This is a genomic window from Pseudomonas putida NBRC 14164 (assembly GCF_000412675.1).
Lineage (GTDB): Bacteria > Pseudomonadota > Gammaproteobacteria > Pseudomonadales > Pseudomonadaceae > Aquipseudomonas > Aquipseudomonas putida.
Genome location: NC_021505.1, coordinates 5028045 through 5051320 on the forward strand (window position 1 = coordinate 5028045; position 23276 = coordinate 5051320).

At 61.1% G+C, this 23276-nt stretch carries 26 protein-coding genes and 1 tRNA gene; 6 read left to right on the forward strand and 21 right to left on the reverse strand.

What is annotated here, in order from left to right:
• Window positions 1-20 precede the first annotated feature (20 nt).
• A complete protein-coding gene (gene tgt, locus PP4_RS22365; protein ID WP_016501406.1) occupies window positions 21-1136 on the reverse strand; it encodes a tRNA guanosine(34) transglycosylase Tgt in 1116 nt (371 codons plus the stop codon).
• 14 nt (window positions 1137-1150) lie between these two features.
• Window positions 1151-2200, reverse strand: a complete 1050-nt coding sequence (queA, locus tag PP4_RS22370; protein ID WP_016501407.1) for a tRNA preQ1(34) S-adenosylmethionine ribosyltransferase-isomerase QueA — start codon at window positions 2198-2200, stop codon at window positions 1151-1153.
• Between the two features lie 107 nt (window positions 2201-2307).
• On the opposite strand from queA, the gene PP4_RS22375 reads away from it, so the two are divergent.
• Window positions 2308-2392: transfer RNA gene (locus PP4_RS22375), tRNA-Leu, on the forward strand.
• 74 nt (window positions 2393-2466) lie between these two features.
• Here PP4_RS22375 and PP4_RS22380 read toward each other — a convergent pair.
• The 3 genes from PP4_RS22380 to PP4_RS22390 form a co-directional block, all read right to left on the reverse strand.
• The gene (locus PP4_RS22380) at window positions 2467-2964 is read right to left on the reverse strand and encodes a RidA family protein (protein WP_016501408.1); all 498 of its coding nucleotides are present in this window, start codon (window positions 2962-2964) and stop codon (window positions 2467-2469) included.
• Window positions 2965-3043: 79 nt separating this feature from the next.
• Entirely contained in the window at window positions 3044-4459 is a 1416-nt protein-coding gene (locus PP4_RS22385) for an NAD(P)/FAD-dependent oxidoreductase (RefSeq protein ID WP_016501409.1), read from the reverse strand.
• 401 nt (window positions 4460-4860) lie between these two features.
• Window positions 4861-5283, reverse strand: coding sequence for a bleomycin resistance protein (locus PP4_RS22390; protein WP_016501410.1), 423 nt, complete (start codon window positions 5281-5283; stop codon window positions 4861-4863).
• A 332-nt stretch (window positions 5284-5615) separates the two neighbouring features.
• Here PP4_RS22390 and PP4_RS22395 point away from each other — a divergent pair, with 332 nt between their 5' ends.
• Together PP4_RS22395 and PP4_RS22400 are read left to right on the forward strand one after the other, a co-directional pair.
• Window positions 5616-6263: a trypsin-like peptidase domain-containing protein gene (locus PP4_RS22395; protein WP_016501411.1), complete on the forward strand. Its 648-nt coding sequence runs from the start codon at window positions 5616-5618 to the stop codon at window positions 6261-6263.
• A 152-nt stretch (window positions 6264-6415) separates the two neighbouring features.
• Entirely contained in the window at window positions 6416-6895 is a 480-nt protein-coding gene (locus tag PP4_RS22400; RefSeq protein ID WP_016501412.1) for a GNAT family N-acetyltransferase, read from the forward strand.
• Between the two features lie 10 nt (window positions 6896-6905).
• Here PP4_RS22400 and PP4_RS22405 read toward each other — a convergent pair whose 3' ends face one another.
• Window positions 6906-7202: an addiction module antidote protein gene (locus PP4_RS22405; protein ID WP_016501413.1), complete on the reverse strand. Its 297-nt coding sequence runs from the start codon at window positions 7200-7202 to the stop codon at window positions 6906-6908.
• A complete protein-coding gene (locus PP4_RS22410; protein ID WP_041167864.1) occupies window positions 7199-7492 on the reverse strand; it encodes a type II toxin-antitoxin system RelE/ParE family toxin in 294 nt (97 codons plus the stop codon). The genes PP4_RS22405 and PP4_RS22410 overlap by 4 nt, the downstream gene beginning before the upstream one ends.
• Before the next feature lie 223 nt (window positions 7493-7715).
• On the opposite strand from PP4_RS22410, the gene PP4_RS22415 reads away from it, so the two are divergent.
• Complete coding sequence (locus tag PP4_RS22415; protein ID WP_016501415.1) at window positions 7716-8609, forward strand: bestrophin family protein; 894 nt, start codon at window positions 7716-7718, stop codon at window positions 8607-8609.
• 36 nt (window positions 8610-8645) lie between these two features.
• Here the strand turns inward: PP4_RS22415 and phnE are convergent, their stop codons facing one another.
• Genes phnE through PP4_RS22435 form a run of 4 tightly spaced genes read right to left on the reverse strand, consistent with a single transcriptional unit; the run spans window position 8646 to window position 11891 of the window.
• Window positions 8646-9413, reverse strand: a complete 768-nt coding sequence (gene phnE, locus PP4_RS22420) for a phosphonate ABC transporter, permease protein PhnE (protein WP_016501416.1) — start codon at window positions 9411-9413, stop codon at window positions 8646-8648.
• Window positions 9410-10237 (reverse strand): PhnE/PtxC family ABC transporter permease, encoded by an 828-nt coding sequence (locus tag PP4_RS22425; RefSeq protein ID WP_016501417.1) that lies wholly within the window; start codon window positions 10235-10237, stop codon window positions 9410-9412. The genes phnE and PP4_RS22425 overlap by 4 nt, the downstream gene beginning before the upstream one ends.
• The gene (locus PP4_RS22430) at window positions 10231-11040 is read right to left on the reverse strand and encodes a phosphonate ABC transporter ATP-binding protein (protein ID WP_016501418.1); all 810 of its coding nucleotides are present in this window, start codon (window positions 11038-11040) and stop codon (window positions 10231-10233) included. Before PP4_RS22430 ends, PP4_RS22425 begins: the two co-directional genes overlap by 7 nt.
• Window positions 11037-11891 carry a putative selenate ABC transporter substrate-binding protein gene (locus PP4_RS22435; RefSeq protein WP_016501419.1) on the reverse strand — a complete coding sequence of 285 codons (855 nt, stop codon included), beginning with the start codon at window positions 11889-11891 and terminating at the stop codon, window positions 11037-11039. Before PP4_RS22435 ends, PP4_RS22430 begins: the two co-directional genes overlap by 4 nt.
• Before the next feature lie 126 nt (window positions 11892-12017).
• Here PP4_RS22435 and selD point away from each other — a divergent pair, with 126 nt between their 5' ends.
• Entirely contained in the window at window positions 12018-13052 is a 1035-nt protein-coding gene (gene selD, locus PP4_RS22440) for a selenide, water dikinase SelD (RefSeq protein ID WP_016501420.1), read from the forward strand.
• Window positions 13052-14164 (forward strand): tRNA 2-selenouridine(34) synthase MnmH, encoded by a 1113-nt coding sequence (mnmH, locus tag PP4_RS22445; RefSeq protein ID WP_016501421.1) that lies wholly within the window; start codon window positions 13052-13054, stop codon window positions 14162-14164. The genes selD and mnmH overlap by 1 nt, the downstream gene beginning before the upstream one ends.
• Before the next feature lie 123 nt (window positions 14165-14287).
• Here the strand turns inward: mnmH and PP4_RS22450 are convergent, their stop codons facing one another.
• From PP4_RS22450 to cyoB, 10 genes are all read right to left on the reverse strand, one after another.
• Entirely contained in the window at window positions 14288-14674 is a 387-nt protein-coding gene (locus tag PP4_RS22450; RefSeq protein ID WP_016501422.1) for a lysozyme inhibitor LprI family protein, read from the reverse strand.
• Between the two features lie 20 nt (window positions 14675-14694).
• Window positions 14695-15234 carry a hypothetical protein gene (locus PP4_RS22455; protein WP_016501423.1) on the reverse strand — a complete coding sequence of 180 codons (540 nt, stop codon included), beginning with the start codon at window positions 15232-15234 and terminating at the stop codon, window positions 14695-14697.
• A gap of 105 nt (window positions 15235-15339) precedes the next feature.
• Entirely contained in the window at window positions 15340-15903 is a 564-nt protein-coding gene (locus PP4_RS22460; RefSeq protein WP_016501424.1) for a GNAT family N-acetyltransferase, read from the reverse strand.
• 190 nt (window positions 15904-16093) lie between these two features.
• Window positions 16094-16477: a YkgJ family cysteine cluster protein gene (locus PP4_RS22465; RefSeq protein WP_016501425.1), complete on the reverse strand. Its 384-nt coding sequence runs from the start codon at window positions 16475-16477 to the stop codon at window positions 16094-16096.
• 126 nt (window positions 16478-16603) lie between these two features.
• Window positions 16604-17731, reverse strand: coding sequence for a hypothetical protein (locus PP4_RS22470; protein ID WP_016501426.1), 1128 nt, complete (start codon window positions 17729-17731; stop codon window positions 16604-16606).
• A 118-nt stretch (window positions 17732-17849) separates the two neighbouring features.
• Window positions 17850-19058 (reverse strand): alanine transaminase, encoded by a 1209-nt coding sequence (alaC, locus tag PP4_RS22475; protein ID WP_016501427.1) that lies wholly within the window; start codon window positions 19056-19058, stop codon window positions 17850-17852.
• 335 nt (window positions 19059-19393) lie between these two features.
• Complete coding sequence (gene cyoE, locus PP4_RS22480) at window positions 19394-20281, reverse strand: heme o synthase (RefSeq protein ID WP_016484944.1); 888 nt, start codon at window positions 20279-20281, stop codon at window positions 19394-19396.
• Between the two features lie 11 nt (window positions 20282-20292).
• Window positions 20293-20625: a cytochrome o ubiquinol oxidase subunit IV gene (gene cyoD, locus PP4_RS22485; protein WP_016501428.1), complete on the reverse strand. Its 333-nt coding sequence runs from the start codon at window positions 20623-20625 to the stop codon at window positions 20293-20295.
• A complete protein-coding gene (cyoC, locus tag PP4_RS22490; protein ID WP_016484942.1) occupies window positions 20625-21251 on the reverse strand; it encodes a cytochrome o ubiquinol oxidase subunit III in 627 nt (208 codons plus the stop codon). The genes cyoD and cyoC overlap by 1 nt, the downstream gene beginning before the upstream one ends.
• A 3-nt stretch (window positions 21252-21254) precedes the next feature.
• Window positions 21255-23273 (reverse strand): cytochrome o ubiquinol oxidase subunit I, encoded by a 2019-nt coding sequence (gene cyoB / locus PP4_RS22495; protein WP_016501429.1) that lies wholly within the window; start codon window positions 23271-23273, stop codon window positions 21255-21257.
• Window positions 23274-23276: the final 3 nt, after the last annotated feature.

Here is a 23276-nt window from a genome sequence, read left to right on the forward strand (position 1 = left end):
CTAATAATGGATGCAGACAGTCAGTCCAAAGGCGGTACAGGAAGCCCGCGCTTGGCGTAGAAGGCGTCGACGAAGGCGGCCAATTTACCCTGTTGAATAGCCTCGCGTAAACCGGCCATCAAGCGCTGGTAATGGCGCAAGTTGTGGATGGTATTCAGCATGCTGCTCAACATTTCGCCGCACTTGTCCAGGTGATGGAGATAGGCGCGGGAGAAGTTGGTGCAGGTGTAGCAGTCACAGGTCGGATCCAGCGGCGATTCATCGTGGCGATGGAACGCATTGCGGATCTTGATCACCCCTGTATCGACGAACAGATGGCCGTTACGCGCGTTACGCGTAGGCATCACGCAGTCGAACATGTCGACGCCGCGGCGCACACCCTCAACGAGATCTTCCGGTTTGCCTACCCCCATAAGGTAACGAGGTTTGTCAGCAGGCATCATGCCCGGCAGGTAATCCAGCACCTTGATCATTTCGTGCTTGGGTTCGCCCACCGACAGGCCACCGATGGCCAGGCCGTCGAAACCGATGTTTTCCAGGCCTTCCAGGGAGCGCATGCGCAGGTCCTGGTACATGCCGCCCTGGACGATGCCGAACAGCGCCGCCGTGTTGTCGGCGTGGGCGTTCTTCGAGCGCTGGGCCCAGCGCAGCGACAGCTCCATGGAAGTACGTGCCACGTCGTGCTCGGCCGGGTACGGGGTGCACTCGTCGAAGATCATCACCACGTCCGAGCCCAGGTCACGTTGCACCTGCATCGACTCTTCAGGGCCCATGAACACCTTCGAGCCATCGACTGGCGAGGCGAAGGTCACGCCCTCTTCCTTGATCTTGCGCATGGCGCCCAGGCTGAACACCTGGAAGCCACCGGAGTCGGTGAGGATCGGGCCTTTCCACTGCATGAAGTCGTGCAGGCCGTTGTGCTTCTTGATCACCTCGGTGCCCGGGCGCAGCCACAGGTGGAAGGTGTTGCCCAGGATCATCTCGGCGCCAATGGCCTCGATATCGCGTGGCAGCATGCCCTTGACCGTGCCATAGGTACCCACCGGCATGAACGCAGGGGTTTCCACCGTGCCACGTGGGAAGGTGATGCGACCACGACGGGCCTTGCCGTCGGTAGCCAGCAGTTCGAAGGACATTCGACAGGTGCGACTCATGCTTGATCCTCGGGGCCGCGTGGCGCCGGATTGCGGGTGATGAACATGGCATCACCGTAACTGAAGAAGCGGTACCCGTCCTCGACCGCCGCCGCGTAGGCAGCCATGGTTTCGGGGTAACCGGCGAACGCCGAGACCAGCATCAGCAGCGTGGACTCCGGCAGGTGGAAGTTGGTGACCAGGGCATCGACCACATGGAACGGCCGGCCCGGGTAGATGAAGATGTCGGTGTCGCCGCTGAAGGCCTTGAGCACGCCATCGCGCGCCGCGCTTTCCAGCGAACGCACGCTGGTGGTGCCGACCGCGACCACCCGGCCGCCACGTGCGCGGCAGGCCTCGATGGCATCGACCACATCCTGGCCCACTTCGAGCCATTCTTTATGCATGTGGTGGTCTTCGATCTTGTCGACCCGCACCGGCTGGAACGTGCCCGCGCCCACGTGCAGGGTAACGAAAGCCCGCTCCACACCTTTGGCAGCAATCTTTTCCAGCAGCGCTTCGTCAAAGTGCAGGCCCGCAGTGGGCGCGGCAACCGCACCGGCGCGCTGGGCGTACACGGTCTGGTAGCGCTCACGGTCGGCGCCCTCGTCGGGGCGGTCGATGTAGGGCGGCAGCGGCATATGGCCGACGCGGTCGAGCAATGGCAGCACCTCTTCGGTGAAACGCAGCTCGAACAGCGTGTCATGGCGCGCGACCATTTCGGCCTCGCCACCGCCATCGATGAGGATCACCGCGCCCACTTTCGGCGCCTTGCTGGCACGCACATGGGCCAGCACCCGGTAGCTGTCGAGCACGCGCTCGACCAGCACTTCCAGCTTGCCCCCGGAGGCTTTCTGGCCAAACAACCGCGCCGGGATGACCCGGGTGTTGTTGAACACCATCAGGTCGCCGGGGCGCAGGTACTCGAGCAGGTCGGGGAATTGCCGGTGCGCCAGCGCGCCGGTCGGCCCATCGAGCACCAGCAGACGGCTGCCATGGCGCTCGGCCAACGGGTGGCGGGCGATCAGGGAATCAGGGAGTTCGAAGGAAAAATCGGCGACGCGCATGATGATGTTCGGTTCGGCAGGGCCGGGAAGTTTAGCCCAATGTGTGAAAATTGACCATGAAAGCCGATTGACCGACTAGCGGCACCTCTCTATACTGCGCGCCACACGCCCTGATGGCGGAATTGGTAGACGCGGCGGATTCAAAATCCGTTTTCGAAAGGAGTGGGAGTTCGAGTCTCCCTCGGGGCACCAAAATCCGGAAAAAACCGACCTTATGGTCGGTTTTTTTGTGCCCGACGATTTTGCCGGGCTAGGCAAAGGCCCTATCAGGGGCGGACCGCTGTCACTTCGATCTCAACCCGCCAGGCAGGGTGCGCCAGGCCTGCAATCTGGAACGCCGAGCGCGCAGGTAGCACCGGCTGCTTGGCGGCTGGGCCGAAGAACTGGGTGTAGCCGGCCATGAAACCGTCGAAATCCATCTTCCCGCCGTGCTCCGGTCCGCCCACCAGGAATACCTGCATCTTCACCACGTCAGTCAGGCCAAGACCCAGCGCTTTCAGCTGCTGCTGGATGCTTTCAAGCACATTGATGGTTTGTGCCTTGGTATCACCGTAGGCTTCCAGCGAATCCTTGGGCGCGTCGGGATGGATCACCGACGGGACGGAACCGCTCAGGTAGACGATCGATTTCCCGGCAGGAATCTCTACAGCCGACGAGATAGGGAAACTACCTGCGCCATGGCGCACGATATCTTGTGCATGAACGCTGCCGGCACCGGCTAATCCCAACGCCAATGCAGCAACGGTCTTGAAAGCGAATTTCATATTTCTCTCCTGATGGTTACGCAAGAATGTACACGCACCGATGATGCGTGTACGGGTCATTCCATTGCGGTATGTGTACTTAGAATCGATACAAACTGAAGGGTTTCGGGTCCAGCACCGGCGCCTTTCCAAGCAGCAGGTCTGCCGTCAGCTCGGACGACACCGGGCTTTCCGTCATACCCCAGCCGGTCGCGGTGTTGATGACCAGGCCTGGGTACTCATTGACCTGCGAAATGATCGGGTTCTCATCCGGGGCGATGGCCATGGCACCGCTCCACTGATCGATCAACTTGGCATCCTGGAAGGCAGGGAACTCGACCTTGAGCTTTTCCAGAGATGCGTCCAGCTCTGGAATATCCGGGGCCGCCGTCATCAGCCTGTTTTTCTCGAAGGGCGATACCTCGTCCAGCCTCCACTGGGTGGGCTGAGTGAACGAATCGATCAGTTGCTTGTTGAGTGAGATGTGCACCGGGAAGTCGGGGATGGCCAGCAATGGCAGGTATTTATAGCCATACATGAACGATTCTTTGACCACCGGGGCAACGACGACGCGCGGTGAGGTGGCGTATGTACCGTCGGCCTGCTCGCGGAAGTAGATATTCCCCGGCAATGCAACGTTGCCCCCCGGTGCACGGGGTGCCGCGCTGATGATTTGCTGGGACTGGTAGGCCGGCAAGGTAGGCACATCGACGCCCAGGTTCTGCATGAACAGCCTGGACCAGGCGCCACCTGCCACGACCACGCGAGAAGTGCTGATGGCACCCTTCTCGGTCACCACATCGGAAATGACGCCTGCCTGGGTTTCCAGGCCCCTTGCGGCGCAGTGGGTGTAGATGCGCACACCCATTTTCTTGGCGTACTCCGCCATGACAAACGATGCGCGCTCGGCGTCCAGGCTACCGGAGTCTTCCTCGAAACCTGCAATTTTCCAGCTCGATGATGCACCGCGCAGCCGCTGTTCGAGTTCATTCCCCTGAATGATCCGAGTCTTGAAGGGGTTGTCCGCTGCTACTTCCCGGCTTTTGACATCAATCCACTTTCTGACGCTTTCCAGGTCTTCTTCATCGAAAGGAACTTCGACCCGGCCCTGTGTGCGATAGCTGGTATCTGCACCCACTTTGGCATTCATCTCGCGCCACCGTTGTTTCGCAAGATGGTGCAACTGGAACGTCGCGTCAGGCATCTTGTAGGTCATGACCTGACCATAGAACCTGCATGACTGCTCGCCGGCAATATCCCCTTTTTCAACGACGACTACCGAGAGGCCACGTTCGACAAGATTGATCGCGGTCATGAGCCCCAGAATACCAGCGCCAACAACTACCACGTCTGCCTGCTTGGGAAGTGCACCTTCGGTGCCTTCTACAAAACCAAACCGCGGCTTGCCGGGGATCAACCGGCCTTCGCGGGTCAGCAAGGGGGTCAGAATGCCTGCGCCACCTGCAATAGCCACGACGCCGCCGCCGATCAAAAATTTACGCCTCGTCATTCCCATGACACTTTCCTTTCCTGGTAATCGGTGTGGGTTCATCAGCTCAGGCGGCGAGCCACCTACCTGGCCGCCAGCCGCCGCGGTCAACTTTCGGCCACCGCGTCAGGCTGATGCTTAAAATTGAAGGGCGGCTATTTTGTTGATGACCCGCTTCGGGAAAAAGCGCTGTGGGCAAATACTTAGTTCAGCCATTTTGAAACTATCGCGCAGGGGACATAAATAGTTGATATGGCGACATTCAACACTCGAAAGAGGCAAGTTAGTTCGAGCGAAGATGCTGGCTTAGTTTCGAAAGTGCACGGAGGCAACAAGCGCTGAGAATTCAGTAACTGTGTGGGTGTATAGCGTTATGTGGCGCCATTGAGCGCAACCTGGGGTCAATTTTTCGTGCATCCGCCCTTGGCTCAGGCGCTCCTCACGCCGAGATCTTCAGCAAACCGAAGCAGGTAGCCGTCCGGGTCTTGCACCAGGAAATTGCGCTGGCCGACCAGCATGCCGCCCTGGCGGTACCAACACTCTTCAATCGGCTTTCTGATGCTATGCCCTGCAACCCCCAGCGACGCGACCAAGGACAGTGCATCAGCGCATTCGATCGACAGGTTGATGCCTCGACCATACGGCGGCTCCAGCGGGCCGACCCGCCAGGGTGACTCACTCTGCCAGTCCTGCTCCAGCATCAGCTGGCTGCCACCAAAAGACAGGAAGGCAAAATGCTCTTCTGGCCGGTCGTATTCAATCTTGAAGCCGAGTACGCCGCAGTAAAATGCCAGGCTGCGGGGTAGATCAGAAACAATCAGCTCCGGCACCAGAGGATTTAGCTTAAACAATGTTCTGATTCCTTTCAGGGTAAGTCGACTGGCAACTATGAACAGGTCGCCCTGAAAAAGGTAGCTTGTCAGTGGGGTCGCCCAATGCAGCTCACACCCATCAGATCCGCCCGAAAAAAATCCCCCCACTTTGACGCCGCCCCAATGGCTCTGGGACCTGTAGCCATACCTGCATTCTATTGGCCGCCGTCATGACTAACACTTAAGCTGTCATTCGTCGGATATATGCCGAAAGTATTGCTAGCGTAATGGCACTTAGCCATAGTTGCGCTCCCATTTCTCCACACCCTGTGTGACACATGAAAACAATCGCGCCCTGCATGGCGGCAATGATGCTGCTCAGTGGGTGCAATGGAGTGCCAACGTCGTACGTTTCAGACCCCGTCTACAGCCAGGCTTTCGTGGTCACTTCCGGTGCACCGCTGCCGATGTTGCTGATGGCCAGCGCCATCCAGTGGAACGAGGATTACGCTGTAACCGCCAAACACACCCCCTTCCTGCGCAACGTGGTCCACGAGGGCCTCGGTGACGTAGTGTTCTTCAAGCACAAGGCCAGCAGCGTGCCGCACTGGCGCCAGTACGTGCCTGGGGAAGCCGTGACGGCGGTGGGTTTCAACAGTTTCATGATGCCGATGCAGGGCAAGGGCCATGCCCTGCCGTCACTGGTACGGCTTGAAGGTACGCCTGGCAGCGTCTTCTACTCAGTGCATGACGGCCCGATCACCAAGGGCATGTCGGGTGGGCCTGTGTTTGCCGATGATGGCAAGGTGGTGGGCATCAACGTGGCCATCATTCCCACCAGCGAGATCGACGCCGGCAAGCGCCCGGACCTGGCCGGCAAGGACCGCATCAGCGTGTTCATGTCGTTCAGCGAAATCGACAAGGAATGGCGGCGTTACCAGTACCTGCTGGCGCACAAGGCCAAGCCCCAGGCACCGGCTTCGGTCAAAGGCTACGTGGCGGTGGCCGCCAAGCCGTGAATCGGGGCGCGGTATTGGATGGAAAGCGGCCTATGATGTGAGGCTGATGGCCTCTTCGCGGGTAAACCCGCTCCCACAGGGCCTGCACAGGATTTGAGCTTTGTGCAGTACCCGCGAAGAGGCCGTGCCAACCAACGCGAGAAGGACCTGCCATGCACCTGACCCACCGCCCCATCCGGCCCGAGGACATCCCCGTCATCTGCAGCTTCCCGCAGAACCCGGACGAACTGTTCTACATGTTCCCCAAAGCCACCTACCCCCTCACCCCCAACCAGCTGAGCGACGCCATAGCCCAACGCAGCGGCTCCACGGTAGTGGAAGGTAACGGCGCTGTCCTGGCCTTCGCCAATTTCTACAAAGCCGAACATGGCGGCGTATGTGCCCTGGGCAACGTAGTGGTGGCCCCCAGCGCCCGCTGCTTTGGTGTAGCGCGTTATCTGGTAGCGGCAATGATCGACCTCGCCCGCCAGCAGTACAGCGCCCGGGAGGTCTGGGTGTCATGCTTCAATCACAACACCGCCGGCCTGCTGCTTTATCCACAGCTGGGCTTCACACCGTTCGGCATCGAGGAGCGGCAGGCGTGGGACGGCACGCGGGTAGCGTTGGTGCAGATGAAGCAAATAGTGACTTAACCGAGCTGGATCAGCGGGTCATTGCCTGTGGCTGAACGAGAAGGTCCACCCCCAGAGCACGAATGACCCTCAATACCGTGTCAAAACGAGGCTTCGCGCCAGGGCTCAGCGCCTTGTACAGGCTTTCTCTACCCAGCCCACTCTCCGTAGCAATATGTGTCATGCCCCGTGCACGAGCGATATGTCCAAGTGCTCGAATGATTTCCTCGGTATCGCCATCTGATAGCACCTGGCTAAGGTATTCACTGATTGCCTCATCGCTGCTCAACAAGGCTGCCATATCAAACGGGATCAATTTTTCGCTCATTTCATCTCCTTCAGCAGCTTTCTGGCTTTGAGGATGTCGGCGGCCTGGGTGGACTTGTCGCCGCCGACCAGCAGTAAAACCAACCTCTCCCCCTTTTGCGTGAAATAGACGCGATAACCGGCAGCTACGTCGATGCGAAGCTCACCAATATCGCCTCCAAGCCACTTGAAGTCACCAAGATTGCCCCCCGCTGCTCGCTCCAGCCTACGACCTATCGCCAGCCTGGCCCTCAAATCTCTCAAGCTCGATAGGCAAGCGGCAAAGCTTTCCGTCTGTTCAACGAGAAACATCAAGTGGTCACCCAATCGTATCCTTATGGATACACCAATTCAAGGATTGAAGCGACCCACTCTGTCGTTTTTGAGCTGAATCAGGAATTCAGGCACATCTGACAGGCTGGTAGGATTTTTCCCTTCGTTTCAGCTACAAAATCCCTTGCAACATTCAACCCTCGAACCTTCGACGAGCCTCGACGTCCGATCCTGCATCCCCTGCGTTTCGAGGTACCCCCGCGTGAAAGACATCATCACCCGCAAGTACCGCCTGGCCGTGAAGACCATCGGCTACATCGGCTGGTCGCTGTTTTGGCTGCTGATCTGGGATGTGCTGGTCACCATCGATTTCATGCTGTTCTTCAACAGCAAGTTCACCCTGCCGTTGATCCCATTGACCTTGCTGGGCTCGGCGCTGGTGGTGCTGGTGAGTTTTCGCAACAGTAGCGCCTACAACCGCTGGTGGGAGGCACGCACGTTGTGGGGGGCGCTGGTGAACGGGTCGCGCAGCTTCGCCCGGCAGACGCTGACCCTGATCGATGACCCGGATGATGGCCTGAACCCGGTCAAGGCCACCCTGCTGCGCAGGCATATCGCCTATGTGAACTGCCTGGCGGCGCACCTGAAGGGTGAACGCTGCCCGGACGAGCTGATGGCCTTCATCCCGCCTGCGGAGTTCGAACGGCGCAACCGCTCGAACAATTTCGCCAATGACATTCTCGGCGGCTCGGCAGCCTTGCTGGCGCGGGAATACCAGGCCGGGCGACTGGACAGCATTCGTCTGGCGCGACTGGAGTCGACGCTGGTAGACCTTTCTAACGCCCAGGGCGGCATGGAACGGATTGCCAATACGCCATTGCCCTACCCCTATGTGTATTTCCCACGGCTGTTCATCACCCTGTTCTGCCTGATCGTGCCGGTGGGGCTTGTGGAGTCGTTGGGCTGGTTCACGCCGCTGGCGTCGACGGTGGTAGGGTTCATGTTGCTGGCCATCGAGCGGATCGGGACTGATTTGCAGAGCCCGTTCAGGTTCAGCGAGCATCAGATCCAGATGGATACCATATGCGAGACGATCGAGCGTAACCTGGAGTCGATGCAGCGGGAGGCGCAGTGTGCCGAGGCTGTAAACGCCTGAGAGATGTCGGGGCTGCATTGCAGCCCGGGCTTTCCGTCAGGCCCGCACATAGCGCTGGCGCAACACGTCACTCAACACATCTACCAGCAACACCAGCACCAGCATCCCGATGATCACCGTGCTGGCCTGAGCCTCCTGGAACAGGCTCAAGGTGGTGTACAGCATCTGCCCCAAGCCACCCGCCCCGACAAACCCCAGCACGCTGGCCATGCGGATGTTGTTCTCCCAGCGGTACAAGCTGTAGGCCAGCAATTGCGGCCACAGATTGGGCAAGGTACCAAAGCAGAACGCCGCCACCTGGCTGCCGCCCTGCAGGCGGATAGCCGCTGCCGGCTCTGGCGGTGCGTTCTCCAGCGCCTCGGCAAACAACCGCCCCAGCACGCCAGCGGTATGCAGCGCCAAGGCCAGGGTACCCGCATTGGGGCCAAGGCCTGCCGCCAGCACCGTCAGCGCCGCCCACACCAGTTCAGGGATGGCCCGCAGTGCATTCAGCAATAACCGCGCCGCGCCCTGCAACGGCCAGCCGAAGCGCCCCGCCGCCGGCAGCGCCAGCAACATCCCCAGTACCATCGCCAACAAGGTGCCCAGGCCAGACATGGCAAGGGTCTCCAGCGCCCCACGCCATACTGCCTTCAGGTGATCGGCAGACAGGTCCGGGTGCAGGAAGCGCCCGGCATACTCACCCATCTGTCCCAGCCCGCCGTTGCCTACCAGTGCGCGCAGGTCCAGCTCCAGGTAAGCAAACGAGGCCACCACCGCCACCGCGATGGCGCCAAGCAGCAACAGGTTGATTGCGCGGTTCATGCCAGCCTCCAGCGCAGCAGGCGGCTGAGCAGGTCGGCCAGCATCACCAGCAGCAAGAACGTAAGCAGCATGCTCGCCACTTGCGCACCATCGAACATGCGCATCGACAGGTCGATCTGCTGGCCCAGCCCGCCAGCACCGACAAAGCCCATCACCACAGAAGCCCGCACCGCGCACTCCCAGCGGTACACGGTGTATGACACCACTTCCGATGCAGCATTGGGCAGGATGCCGTAGAGAAACGCCGCCAGCCGGCCACTGCCCGCCTGCAGCAAGGCATGGGCCGGGCGCTGGTCGACCGACTCGAAGATTTCGGCGTAGACCTTGCCGAGCATGCCGCTGTACGTGATGGCGATAGCCAGCACGCCCGCCGTTGGCCCCAGCCCCACGGCCCGTACAAACAGCAGCGCCCAGACAATTTCCGGCACGCTGCGCAGAAAAATCAGCAACCCGCGCACCGGCAGGCGCAGCAAGCGCGACCACAACCCGGCACGCCCGCCGCGGGAGGCGGCACGCAACGACAAGGCGCGGCTGGCCATCAGCCCGGCTGGCACTGCCAGCAGCAATGCCAACGCCATGCCTGCAGTGGCCACGGCCAGGGTTTGCAGAGTGGCTTCGTACAGCAATGCGAGAAAGTCGGCATCGTGTGCAGGCGGCCAAAAGGCACTGGTGAAACTGGCGATCTGCTGTCGGTTCTCAGCCTGCAACAGCACCCACGGGTTCAGCTCGCTCAACTGAATGCCTGGCCACAGCACGACAATTGCCAGCAAGGCCAGCAGCAACCGCGGCAGCAGGGCCGGGTCGCGGGTGTCGGCCTTCAGCATCGCGGTATCTGCACGGTCAGGGTCGGCCCCTGGATTGGCGGCGACGCCAGTTGTTCGTTGGCGTACAGCGCATCCAGCATGGGTTGGGTGACCGCATCGGCCCGGCAGTCAAACGCCACCTGCCCCTCGCGGATACCGATCACCCGCGGGAAATGCGCCAGCGCCAGCTCCACGGCATGCAGGCTCGCTACCAGCGTCACGCTATTGGCCTGGGCATGGCGGTTGAGCAAGGCCAGGCTGTGGTCGGCCAGTACCGGGTCCATGGCCGACACCGGCTCATCGGTCAGCAGCACCTGCGGCCGCTGGTACAACGCCCGGGCAATGCCCACGCGCTGCAACTGGCCACCGGACAATTGCCCACACTGCACGAACAGTTTGTCGGCCAGCCCCAGCTCCGCCAAAACCTGCCGTGCCCCGGGTACATCGCCGGGGTACAGCAGGTTGAGCAAGCCGCGCATTACCCCCCACTGCCCCAAGCGGCCGGCCAGTACTGCCGTCACCACCCGCTGGCGTGGCGGCAAGGGCGGCGCCTGGTGCACCAGGCCAACCCGTGCCCGCAGGCGCTGCCGTGCCCGGGCCGACAACGCCCAAGGTTGCTCGCCGAGCAGCTCCAGGCGCCCGCCGCTGGGCTGGATGGCCGTGGCCATCAGGTGCAGCAAGCTCGACTTGCCCGCCCCCGACGGCCCGATGATGGCGACTCGCTCGCCCTGCCCGATACGCAGGCTGACCGCATCAAGCGCGTGGACCTGGCCATGGTGCAGGCTGGCACCGTGCAGATGGATGGCTACATTCGAAGCAGTCACTTGAGCAGGCCGGCCTCGCGTGCGGCTTGCTCGGTGCCCTCGTAGTTCTCAGGCCTGGTTTCGATGAAGCGGCTGGCAGCCTGCAGGTCCAGAATCGCTTTGTGCTCCGGGTTGGCCGGGTCGAGGTCAAGGAAGGCTTTCTTGATCTTCTCCTTCAACGCCGGGTCCATGTTGCCGCGCACGGTCCAGTTGTAGTCGAAGTAAGCAGGCGTGGTGGCAAACACCTTCACCTTGCTGGTATCCACCTTGCCGGCATCCACCAGCTTTTGCCACACGCTGGCGTTGAGCACGCCACCCTCTACCTTGCCGGCCTGTACCCAGGCCACGGTGGCGTCATGGGCGCCGGAATAAGCCACGCGGCTGAAGTACGCTTCAGGCTTGATGTTGTCCTGCTTGAGCATGAAGTAACGCGGCATCAGGCTGCCCGACGTGGACGAAATGGAACCGAAGGCAAACGACTTGCCCTTGAGGTCGGCCAGGCTCTTCACATCGGGGTTGGCAGTAATGAACTTGGAGGTGAATTGCGCGTCCTGCTCACGCTGCACCAGCGGCGTGGCAGTCGGGTCCTTCAGGTGTACCTGGACAAAAGTGAAACCACCCAGCCAGGCCAGGTCCAGGCGGTCGGCGGCCAGCGACTCGACCACCGCCGGGTAGTCGGCTACGGGTACGAACTTCACTTCCATGCCCAGTTGCTTGCCCAGGTACTCACCCAGTGGCTTGAACTTGCGCTGCAGCTCGGTCGGCGCTTCGTCGGGGATGGCGCTGACCCGCAGGGTTTCAGCGGCCTGTACGACAACGGCACAGCAGGACAGCACGAGGCCGGCGGCGAGCGCCAGGGGGCGTTTGAGCATGGGTGTTCTCCGGTTCAATAGCGGGGAAGTGCCGACAAATCCGCCGACATCGGGAATTATAAGAGGCAAGGGCCCAAAGGCCAGCTTTGCTACAATCGCGCAACAATTTGACCTGCTGAGGTACACATGAGCGAGCCGATTCGCCTGACCCAGTACAGCCATGGTGCCGGCTGTGGCTGCAAGATTTCCCCCAAGGTGCTGGACGTGATCCTCGCCGAAAGCGGCACCCAGGCCCTGGACCCTAAACTGTGGGTCGGCAACGCGTCACGCGACGATGCAGCAGTGTACGCGCTGGACGATGAGCGCGGTGTGGTCTCGACCACCGACTTCTTCATGCCGATCGTCGATGACCCGTACGACTTCGGCCGCATCGCCGCCACCAACGCAATCAGCGACATCTACGCCATGGGCGGCGACCCGCTGATGGCCATCGCCATTCTTGGCTGGCCAGTCAACGTGCTGCCACCGGAAGTGGCCCGTGAAGTGATCCGTGGCGGCCGCGCCGTGTGCGCCGAAGCCGGTATCCCGCTGGCGGGTGGCCACTCCATCGACGCCCCCGAGCCAATCTTCGGCCTGGCCGTCACCGGTGTGGTCAGCAAGCGCCACCTCAAGCGCAACGACACCGCCACTGCAGGCTGCCAGCTGTACCTGACCAAGCCACTGGGCATCGGCATCCTCACCACCGCCGAGAAAAAGGCCAAGCTGCGCCCGCAGGACCAGGGCCTGGCCCGCGACTGGATGTGCACCCTCAACACCCCTGGCAGCCGCTTCGGCAAACTCGACGGGGTCAAGGCCATGACCGATGTCACCGGCTTCGGCCTGCTCGGCCACCTGGTCGAGCTGGCCGAAGGCAGCGGCCTCACCGCGCACCTGGACTACACCGCGGTACCGCGCCTGCCCAGTGTCGACCACTACCTGGCCGAGGGCTGCATCCCCGGTGGGACCCTGCGCAACTACGACAGCTACGGGCACAAGATCGGCACCCTCACCGACGACCAGAAGCACCTGCTGTGCGACCCGCAGACCAGCGGTGGCCTGCTGGTGGCCGTTACCCCGGAGGGTGAAACCGACTTCCTCGCCGTGGCTGCCGAACTGGGCCTGCAACTGTCGCCTATCGGCAAGCTGGTCGAGCGACAGAGCCACGCGGTCGAGGTGCTCTGATGCGCCCCGACTGCACCGACTTCCGTCAGCTGTTCCTCGACGACGTGCCGATGATGGACATGCGCGCGCCCGTCGAATTCGCCAAAGGCGCCTTCCCTGGGGTGGTCAACCTGCCGCTGATGAACGACCAGGAGCGGCAGAAGGTCGGCACCTGCTTCAAACAGCAAGGCCAGGCGGCCGCCATCGTCCTGGGTCACCAGCTGGTCAGCGGCGCCACCAAGCAGGCGCGGATGGATGCCTGGGTAGCGTTTGCCCAGGCCCACCCGCAAGGTTACCTGTACTGCTTCCGGGGCGGCCTGCGTTCGCAGATCGTGCAGGGTTGGCTGCACGATGAGGCAGGCATCCAGTACCCGCGTGTCAAAGGTGGCTACAAGGCCATGCGCACCTTCCTGCTGGAAACCACCCAGCAGGCGGTAGCGCAATGCGATTTTGTGCTGGTGGGCGGTTTGACCGGTACCGGCAAGACCGATGTGCTGCACCAGCTGGACAACGTGCTCGACCTGGAAGGCCACGCCAACCATCGCGGTTCCAGCTTTGGCAAACGTGCCACTGCACAACCGGCGCAGATCGATTTCGAAAACCAGCTGGCCATCGATGTGCTGAAAAAGCGCGCCCGCGGCTGGGAGCAGTTCGTGCTGGAAGATGAAGGCCGCATTGTCGGCAGCTGTACGGTGCCACTGGAGTTGTATCAGGGTATGCAGCAGTACCCGCTGGTGTGGCTGGAAGACAGCTTCGCCAACCGCGTGGAGCGCATCTTGCGCGACTACGTGGTCAACCTGAGTGCCGAGTTCATCGGCGTGCATGGTGAGGAGGATGGCCGCCGGTTGTTTGCCGAGCGCATGCTGCAAAGCATGGCCAACATCTGCAAGCGCTTGGGTGGGGAGCGCTATCAGCGGCTTTCGCAGATCCTGCGCCTCGCCCTTGAGGAGCAACAGCGCAGCGGCGCGGTGGACCTGCACCGGGGCTGGATCGAAGGCTTGCTCAACGAGTATTACGACCCGATGTATGCCTACCAGCGTGCAGCCAAGGCAGAGCGTATCGAGTTTGCCGGGAACGCCGTGGAAGTGCGCGAATACCTCAAGGCCCGGGCGCTGCGCGAGCCTCGCCAGTAAAAGCGGGGACGCTTCGCGCCCCATCGCCGGCAAGCCAGCTCCCACAGGTTGAGTGCCATCTTCTGCCTGTGAGCTGTACCTGTGGCAGCTGGCTTGCCGGCGATGAGGCCGGTACAGGCAACCTCACTGCCCGGGGCTGAGCACCCGTTCCAGCTCCGCCGCCCGGTCGCGGGTCATGTCCATCATGCATGACCCTCCCTCCAGCTGCGCCATCGTCCCGCCACTGGCCTGCACATGAAACTGGCAATTGCCATCGCGGTAGGCAAGCCATTTACGCTGCACATCCCGCAAGCTTTTCTGCTGCCCGGCATCCAGCTTGCCCATCAACTGCTTGTACACCCGGTTCAGACGCTGGTCCTGCACGTGTGTCTCGGCCTGGATGCACTCGCTCATGGCCACGGTGCTGGAGGCCTTGTCCATACACTTTCCGTAGGCCGGCGTGTAATCGTCCGCCACCGCCAGCGGCAAAACGCAGGCCATTGCCAGGCCTGTCAGGCAATGCTTGATCATGCAAACCCTCCTTGCGGGTATCAAAACGACTGCGGCTGTTCTGGCGGCATCAGTACCTTGCCTGGGTGGAAGCGCAGCGATGGCATCTGCGTGGCTGAATAAAGCGCCACGCCCAGCGCCGCAATCAACGCCACATCCAGCCAGTTCCAGCCCGGCATGTCGTCGGCGCTACGTGCCTTCCAGCAATGCCAGGCCTGCCCCAGGCAGAACACCCCAATGGCCGCCAGCCACAGATAGAAACCAGCACCAAAACCGGTCAGGTCGTGAAACTCATAGCTCTGGTTGTCCGGCAGGCGGGTGATGCCGAAACTGCTGGCCGCCAGGTACGCCGCCGCCAACCCGGCCAGCAATGCCAGGCGTCGGAACCGCCGATGGGCAAGAATGGCCAGGGCCAGCAGCGGGTTGGCAAACCATTGGTACAAGCCGAAGGGCATGCCCCACGGCCCGTACAGCAACATCTGCAGGGCTGGCATGTGGCGTGCGCCGCTCATCAGCGCGCCATCGAAAAACAGGGCGAGCAGATACAACAGCAGGCTGATGCTCAAGTAGAAAACGGGCAAGGGGCACACCTGGAGGAAACGGGACAGCCTACGACCATAACCCAGGCCCTGCCCCGCTTCCAGACCCTCAATAGGTGCCGCACGGCGACACCATGCGGCGCACGACTATGCAACAGGTGGTTCAAGCAACAACCCGTAGATACCCGAGTCGGACAGCTCACCGGCCACGCACCAGCGCGCCCGCAGGGTGCCTTCCAGCACAAAGCCCTGCCGCTCGAGTGTGCGCGCCGAGCCCTGGTTGCGTGGGTCGATTTCGCCTTCAAGGCGGCGCATGTGCAGGGTGTGGGCGAGGTAATCGATGAAGCAGGTCAATGCCTCGTCCATGTAGCCCCTACCCTGCACGGCACTGGCCAGGCAGTAGCCGATTTCGCCGCGGCGGGACACATCGTCGATATTGAACAGCTGCACCATGCCGATGAGCTCGCCGTTATCACGGCGATACATGCCGAGCTTGAGCTGATCGCCATTGGCATAGGCTTCGCGGTCGGCGGCCAGGGCGCTTTCGGCTTCGGCCAGGTCTTGCCAGGGGGCATGGTGCCAATAACGCATGACCTCGGGGTCGGCCATGATCGCCAGCCATTGCGCAGCATCGGCATGGCGCATGGGGCGCAAGTGCAGACGCGGGCTGTCGAGGCAGAGGTCACTGGGGAAACTGCGGGGTGGGGTCACGCCGGATCTCCTGTCCATTGCTGGGGAGATGACAGTTTAACGTCAAGTGCAGGGTTCAGGCATCCCGGGGCTGCTTTGCAGCCCATCGCCGGCAAGCTCCCACCAGGCCACCACAGAACCTGAGCCTTGTGCAGTACCTATGGGAGCTGGCTTGCCGGCGACAGGGCCAGCCAAGGCGACCATAAAGGGTTCAGGCCACCTCAGCCCCATCATCCGGCCAATGCGGCTCGTTGGCGCCTGGCGGCGTCAGTGGTGGCAGCCCATACGCCGCCCGCGCATCGTCGCAGCTGGGGTTATGCACACCCCCCTCCCACGATGCTTCGAATTCGCGGCAAGGGCTGGAGCGGTTGGCGTAAATGGTACAAGCGACTTCTTTGCCGATCTCGCCTTCAAGGCTGACGCAGCGGCAGGGCTTGGCATCAGTGCCGATCATGGCAACGCGGGTGGGGTTGATCTGTACCACCAGGTCGTCCGGCACAACGCCCCCGGCAGACTGGCATTCGCCCCAGAAGAAAGACACACGGAAGTACCCGCAGCAGGCGCCGCAGTCAAGGCAAGGGTTATATTCAGACATGATGCCACGGAGGGAAGGTTGTTGTTATCGGGGTTGGCCCGCGGCGCCATTCTCAATCGAACCAGGGGCGGCTGGATAGAGGGTACATGCAAAAAAATTTGCCACTGATCCGGCCGCCCGCTTCGTTCAGCGCAATGCTTTGTAGGTGGAGACATCCCAACGCTGCAAGGCAAGCCCTTCGGTCGGGTCATAGTCATCACCACACACCTTGCTGAACTGCGTACGGTCCTCGCCGCAATGCACCAACCGGTCATGCTTTTGACCCTCGGTCAGCACTGTATAGGATTTGACGCGCATGGCTTGGTACTGCGCTTCGGCCGCGGCCATGGCTTGGTGACACTTCATCAACTGGCTGTCGTTCAACGCCAGCTGCCTGCCCAGTTGAACCCCCCAGCGGGTCAGGCAGACTTCAGCGAAATGTCGCACGATCAGCCCAGGCTCCTTGAGCACCGTGCCGTCGCTTGCACCATCGACCGAGGCGTTGCCGACCAGCGTGGCATGACGCCCGGGCATCGGATAAATACAGATTTGGGTGCCACTGGCGACTGACGGGATCACGCAGGCAAACCCTTTGGAACGCTCATCCCGCGAGTAGAAGCCGACATATTCACGCACGTTTTCCGCCAGTGCGATGCGCTCGGCTTGCACATTGCCGACACCAGGCACCGGGTCGATCGCAAAGATATTCACCGGTACGTTTCGCAACACCGGGTCTTTCGCCATGGCGTTGGCCAGCATGTGGCAGCTGATGCCGCCCCGGCTCCAGCCCACCAGGTTCACCTGGGTCGGAATGCGCGGCTTGCGGAACATGCTGATGATGCGCTCTTGCAACTCTTGCGGCGTTGGGTGGCGGTCACCGTAGTCGTAGGTACGCCAGAACCACGAAGCCGTGGACGACACTTCCGGAACAGGTACGCCAGCATCCTTCAGCCGCCCGTACTCTTCCTCGCTCAGCTTGGTGCGCTGCCAGCTGCTTTCGCCTTTGATCACCTGCAGCACGTGGTTGACGTTTTCTTCCCAGCCGCTACCGAACAACTGGCCGGTCCAGTTGAAGTACCCGCCGGGTTCTACGAACAGCTTGTCATCCTGAAGGTTGCCGCTGCCGGGGCCGTCAACAGCAATCCAGTGGGCGAATTCGCGGCCCTGGTCGTTGGCGGCCAGGGTCGAAACCAGCTCGCCGTTCCAGAAGTTGGGGTTTGCATCGTCGAAGCGATGCGAGCCGGTGCCACAGAAGTAGGCGGTGAACACACTCATGGGGAGGAGTCTCTTTGGTGAGAAATGAGTGCTGAAGATAGGTAGGCTGATCGGTGAAACGCAGGCGGAAAGCTCGCCCTGCTGCAAAATCGAGGGGCTGCTTTGCAGCCCCAAGCGCTTACTTGCGGGCCAACCCGTCAGCCCGGAACATCTGCCGGATGCCGCGAATGGCCTGGCGAATACGGTCCTGGTTCTCGATCAGGGCAAAGCGCACATGGTCGTCACCATATTCGCCAAAACCGATGCCCGGCGACACGCACACCTTGGCCTCGGCCAGCAGCTTCTTGGAAAACTCCAGCGAGCCCATGTGTGCATACTGCTCAGGGATCTTCGCCCATACGTACATCGATGCCTTGGGGTTCTCGACCATCCAGCCCAGCTCGTGCAGCCCTTTCACCAGCAGGTTGCGGCGCTGGCGGTACTGCTCGGCAATGTCACGGACGCATTGCTGGTCACCTTCCAGTGCCGCAATGGCAGCGACCTGCAGCGGGGTGAAGGTGCCGTAGTCGTGGTAGCTCTTGATCCGGGCCAGGGCGTTGACCAGCTCGGGGTTGCCGACCATGAAGCCGATCCGCCAGCCCGCCATGTTGTAGCTTTTGGACAGGGTGAAGAACTCCACCGCAATGTCCTTGGCGCCAGGCACCTGCATGATCGACGGGGCTTTCCAGCCGTCGTAGACGATGTCGGCGTAGGCCAGGTCATGCACCACCAGCACATCGTACTGCTTGGCCAGGGCCACCACGCGCTCGAAGAAGTCCAGCTCCACGCACTGGGCGGTCGGGTTGGACGGGAAGCCCAGGATCATCATCTTCGGCTTGGGGATGGACTCGCGGATGGCCCGCTCGAGTTCGTTGAAGAAATCCACACCCGGCACCAGCGGCACCGAACGCACCTGGGCACCGGCGATCACTGCGCCGTAGATGTGGATCGGGTAGCTGGGGTTGGGCACCAGCACCGTGTCGCCCTGGTCGAGGGTGGCCAGCATCAGGTGGGCCAAGCCTTCTTTCGAGCCGATAGTCACGATGGCTTCGCTTTCCGGGTCGATGTCGACCTCGTAGCGTTCCTTGTACCAGTTGGAAATGGCCCGGCGCAGGCGTGGGATGCCGCGAGAGGTGGAATAGCCGTGGGTGTCTTCACGCTGGGCAACCTGCACCAGCTTCTCGACGATGTGCGGCGGGGTGGCGCCGTCGGGGTTGCCCATGCTCAGGTCGATGATGTCCTCGCCACGGCGGCGGGCGGCCATCTTGAGCTCGGCAGTGATGTTGAAGACGTAAGGGGGGAGACGATCGATGCGCGCAAAGCGGCGCGGCGAACCTGGGTTGGCCATGGCTTCCTCTGAGTACGTAAGCGCCCGGAACCGTCCGAGCGACGTTGGCCGATGTGGCGGCCTGGGTCAGAAGATAATGCCGAAACATGATAGCTGTAAAGGACAAAATCCTGTTTTGTTAGATCTTTTCAGAAGTATTTTTTGAAAATCCAGGATTTATGTTTTCCTGCGCTGACCTCTTCGCGGGCTCGCCCGCTCCCACAGGGTTACCCGCAGCCCCTGGGACCTGCGCCGTACCTGTGGGAGCGGGCAAGCCCGCGAAAGGGCCGGCACAGATAAACACTCATAAAAAACCCCGGCACATGGCCGGGGTTTTCGTGAAACAGGCAGCAGTATCAGCGTGCGTAAGTCATCAGCACGTCCGCAGCGGTCTGGCTGTCCACACCCATCATCACGCTCAGGGCAGTAACGGTGAGGATGGAGAAGCCGAACACCTTGCGGGCCCACTTGCTGTCGTCCTCGGCCTTGTAGCCACCCCAGGCCATGTACAGCCAGTACAGGCCCATGGCAGCTGCCACGGCCAGGTAGCCGAGGCCGGCGTAACCGCCGAGGGTGAGCATCAAGGTGGCGAGCACGAAGGCCAGCACGTACAGCACGATCTGCTTCTTCGCCGCCAGGATGCCACGTGCCACCGGCAGGACCGGAATGTTGGCAGCGCTGTAATCCTTGAAGCGGAAGATTGCGATGGCAAAGCTGTGCGGCATCTGCCACAGGCTGAACATCACCAGCAGGGTTACCGCAGCCAGGTCGAAGCTGTTGCTAACGGCGCAGTAGCCGATCACCGGAGGCATGGCACCCGAAAGGCTGCCGACCAAGGTGCCGTGCACCGATTTACGCTTCAGCCACAGGCTGTAGAAACCGACATAGACAATGAAGCCTACAGCTGCGCAGAACGCCGACAGTGGGTTGGCCTGGACATACAGCAGGCTGAAACCCGCCACCCCGAGCAGGGTGGCGTAGATCAGCGCGAGGGGCAGCGACATGCCGCCCTGCACCATGACGCGGTTCTTGGTGCGCTCCATCTTGTGGTCGATGTCACGGTCGATGCAGTTGTTGAACACGCATCCGGACGCAACCACCAGCGAAGTACCGATCACCACCGCCAGGAACAAGGCGAAATCCACATGGCCCTTCGAGGCAAGGAAGAAACCGCCTGCCACGGAAAGCACGTTACCGAAAATGATCCCCGGTTTGGTGATTTGGATAAAGTGCTTAACGGACATGCAGTCTTACCTCACTTGGCCATCATTTCGATGTGGATGTTGAACATGATCCACAGCGACAGGCCGACCAGCAGTGCAATTACCAGCACGGTGAACAGGAACGTCGACACGTTGTTGCGTTGCTCTTTCGAGCGGTCCATGTGCAGGAAGTACACCAGGTGTACCACTACCTGGATCACGGCCATGGCAACAATGATCAGAACGGTCAGGTTCTTCGGCAGGCTGGCAGTCATCGCCAGCGCGAACGGAATCGCGGTCAGGATGATCGACAGGACAAAGCCGATCATGTACGACTTGACGCTGCCGTGGCTACCTTCGTGATGAGTGTCGTGTGCGCTAGCCATTACAGAACCCCCAGCAGGTAAACGACGGTGAATACGCAGATCCAGACCACGTCCAGGAAGTGCCAGAACAGGCTCAGGCAGCTCATGCGGGTCTTGGCGGTCGGCGTGATGCCATGCTTGTTGATCTGGTACATCATGATTGCCATCCAGATCAGGCCGGCAGTCACGTGCAGACCGTGGGTACCTACCAGGGCGAAGAACGCCGACAGGAAGCCACTGCGCTGCGGGCCGAAGCCCTCGCTGATCAGGTGATGGAATTCATAGATTTCCATCGCGATGAAGCCCGCACCGAACAGGAAGGTCACAGCCAACCAGCCCAGTACGCCGGCTTTCTTGCCATCGAACATCTTCAGCATGGCGAAGCCGAAGGTGATCGAGGACAGCAGCAGGAACAGCGTTTCAACAGCTACGAAATCGAGCTGGAAGATGTCATGACCCGACGGGCCGCCGGCAAAACTGCCGGACAGCACCGCGTAGGTGGCGAAGAGCGACGCAAACAGGATGCAGTCGGTCATCAGGTACAGCCAGAAACCCAGTACGGTCATCTGGCCCGAGTCGTGGTGGTGGTCGTCATGCCCATGGTCGTGACCATGAGCAGCGCCGCCGTGCATTACTTGACTGGACATTGATTACACCCGCTCAAACGATTCGACACGTGCGCCGGCAGGCAGAGCACCTGCTTTGGCCAGCGCTTTCATACGCTCGCCTTCGATGCGCGCCACTTCTTCGGCCGGAACCATGTAGCCCTGGTCGTCACGTGCAGCGTGGCGAACGAAGACTGCGATGGTTGCCAACAGGCTCGCGCCCACCAGCCACCAGATGTGCCAGATGAAGGCGAAACCGAACACGGTCAGGAACAGACCCATGAACAGACCGGTGGAGGTGTTGCTCGGCATGTGGATCGCTTCGTACTTGGCCGGAACCTTGTACGCAACACCGGCTTCCTTGGCTTCGTGCCAGGCGTCCAGACCAACTTTCTCAGGCATGTGAGCGAAGTTGTAGAACGGAGGTGGCGACGAAGTGGACCACTCGATGGTACGGCCGCCCCATGGGTCGCCAGTGACGTCCATGTTGTCTTTGCGGTCGCGAACCGACACGTAGATCTGGATCAGCTGGCAAGCGATACCGAACAGGATCAGCACGGCGCCGACAACGGCTACGTACAGGTAGGGTTCCCACAGTGGGTTGTCGGAGTGGTTCAGACGACGGGTCATGCCCATGAAGCCCAGGGCGTACAGCGGCATGAACGCAACGTAGAAGCCCGACAGCCAGAACCAGAAGGCAGCTTTGCCCCACTTCTCGTTCAGGGTGAAGCCGAAGGCTTTCGGGAACCAGAAGGCGAAACCGGCGATGTAGCCGAATACCGCGCCACCGATGATCACGTTGTGGAAGTGCGCAATTACGAACAGGCTGTTGTGCAGAACGAAGTCAGCACCTGGAACGGCCAGCAGTACGCCGGTCATGCCACCAATGGAGAAGGTGACCATGAAGCCCAGGGTCCAGAGCATCGGTGCGGTGAAGCGCACACGGCCTTGGTACATGGTGAACAGCCAGTTGAACAGCTTCACACCGGTCGGGATGGAGATCAGCATCGTCGCCAGGCCGAAGAAGGTGTTGACGCTGGCGCCGGCACCCATGGTGAAGAAGTGGTGCAGCCATACCGCAAAGCCGAGGATGGCGATCGCGCCCGATGCGTAGATCATCGAGTGGTGGCCGAACAGGCGTTTGCCAGAGAACGTCGAGGTAACTTCCGAGAACACGCCGAAGGCCGGCAGGATCAGGATGTACACCTCAGGGTGACCCCACGCCCAGAACAGGTTGACGTACATCATCGGGTTCCCACCAAGCTCGTTGGTGAAAATGTGGAAGTCCAGATAACGGTCAACAGTCAGCAGAGCGAGTGCAGCAGTCAGAATCGGGAACGAAGCAACGATCAGTACGTTGGCCCAGGTGCAGGTCCAGGTGAAGATCGGCATGTCCATCAGCTTCATGCCAGGTGCGCGCATCTTCATCACGGTGACGAGGAAGTTCACGCCGGTAAGCGTCGTACCCAATCCGGATAGCTGTAGCGCCCAGATGTAGTAGTCGACACCTACCCCAGGGCTGTACTGGATGCCTGCGAGCGGCGGATAGGCAACCCAGCCGGTCTTGGCGAATTCACCAACGCCCAGCGAGATGTTGACCAGCAGCACGCCTGCCAGCAGCAGGTAGAAGCTCAGGGAGTTCAGGAACGGGAAGGCAACGTCACGTGCACCGATCTGCAGAGGAACCGCGAGGTTCATCAGGCCGGTGAAGAACGGCATCGCCATGAAGATGATCATGATCACACCGTGAGCGGTGAAGATCTGGTCATAGTGTTCAGGCGGCAGATAGCCTTCGGAGCCACCGGTAGCGGCAGCCAGCTGGGTACGCATCATGATGGCGTCGGCAAAGCCGCGCAGCAGCATGACCATCGCGACGATGATGTACATCACGCCGATCTTTTTGTGGTCGACAGTAGTCAGCCACTCGCTCCACAAGTAGGTCCACTTGCGGAAATAGGTGATAAGACCGACGACAGCGATACCGCCGAGCGCGATCATGGCAAGCGTCACCATGACTATCGGCTCGTGATAGGGTATCGCCTCCAGGCTTAGTTTACCGAACATCTC

Excerpts from the sequence above, each read along its gene's own strand:
- tgt (WP_016501406.1), bottom strand. The coding sequence starts at position 1,136 with ATGTCCTTCGAACTGCTGGCTACCGACGGCAAGGCCCGTCGTGGTCGC.
- queA (WP_016501407.1), bottom strand. The coding sequence starts at position 2,200 with ATGCGCGTCGCCGATTTTTCCTTCGAACTCCCTGATTCCCTGATCGCC.
- PP4_RS22380 (WP_016501408.1), bottom strand. The coding sequence starts at position 2,964 with ATGAAATTCGCTTTCAAGACCGTTGCTGCATTGGCGTTGGGATTAGCC.
- PP4_RS22385 (WP_016501409.1), bottom strand. The coding sequence starts at position 4,459 with ATGGGAATGACGAGGCGTAAATTTTTGATCGGCGGCGGCGTCGTGGCT.
- PP4_RS22395 (WP_016501411.1), top strand. The coding sequence starts at position 5,616 with ATGCTGCTCAGTGGGTGCAATGGAGTGCCAACGTCGTACGTTTCAGAC.
- PP4_RS22400 (WP_016501412.1), top strand. The coding sequence starts at position 6,416 with ATGCACCTGACCCACCGCCCCATCCGGCCCGAGGACATCCCCGTCATC.
- PP4_RS22405 (WP_016501413.1), bottom strand. The coding sequence starts at position 7,202 with ATGAGCGAAAAATTGATCCCGTTTGATATGGCAGCCTTGTTGAGCAGC.
- PP4_RS22410 (WP_041167864.1), bottom strand. The coding sequence starts at position 7,492 with ATGTTTCTCGTTGAACAGACGGAAAGCTTTGCCGCTTGCCTATCGAGC.
- phnE (WP_016501416.1), bottom strand. The coding sequence starts at position 9,413 with ATGAACCGCGCAATCAACCTGTTGCTGCTTGGCGCCATCGCGGTGGCG.
- PP4_RS22425 (WP_016501417.1), bottom strand. The coding sequence starts at position 10,237 with ATGCTGAAGGCCGACACCCGCGACCCGGCCCTGCTGCCGCGGTTGCTG.
- PP4_RS22435 (WP_016501419.1), bottom strand. The coding sequence starts at position 11,891 with ATGCTCAAACGCCCCCTGGCGCTCGCCGCCGGCCTCGTGCTGTCCTGC.
- selD (WP_016501420.1), top strand. The coding sequence starts at position 12,018 with ATGAGCGAGCCGATTCGCCTGACCCAGTACAGCCATGGTGCCGGCTGT.
- mnmH (WP_016501421.1), top strand. The coding sequence starts at position 13,052 with ATGCGCCCCGACTGCACCGACTTCCGTCAGCTGTTCCTCGACGACGTG.
- PP4_RS22450 (WP_016501422.1), bottom strand. The coding sequence starts at position 14,674 with ATGATCAAGCATTGCCTGACAGGCCTGGCAATGGCCTGCGTTTTGCCG.
- PP4_RS22465 (WP_016501425.1), bottom strand. The coding sequence starts at position 16,477 with ATGTCTGAATATAACCCTTGCCTTGACTGCGGCGCCTGCTGCGGGTAC.
- PP4_RS22470 (WP_016501426.1), bottom strand. The coding sequence starts at position 17,731 with ATGAGTGTGTTCACCGCCTACTTCTGTGGCACCGGCTCGCATCGCTTC.
- alaC (WP_016501427.1), bottom strand. The coding sequence starts at position 19,058 with ATGGCCAACCCAGGTTCGCCGCGCCGCTTTGCGCGCATCGATCGTCTC.
- cyoE (WP_016484944.1), bottom strand. The coding sequence starts at position 20,281 with ATGTCCGTTAAGCACTTTATCCAAATCACCAAACCGGGGATCATTTTC.
- cyoD (WP_016501428.1), bottom strand. The coding sequence starts at position 20,625 with ATGGCTAGCGCACACGACACTCATCACGAAGGTAGCCACGGCAGCGTC.
- cyoC (WP_016484942.1), bottom strand. The coding sequence starts at position 21,251 with ATGTCCAGTCAAGTAATGCACGGCGGCGCTGCTCATGGTCACGACCAT.
- cyoB (WP_016501429.1), bottom strand. The coding sequence starts at position 23,273 with ATGTTCGGTAAACTAAGCCTGGAGGCGATACCCTATCACGAGCCGATA.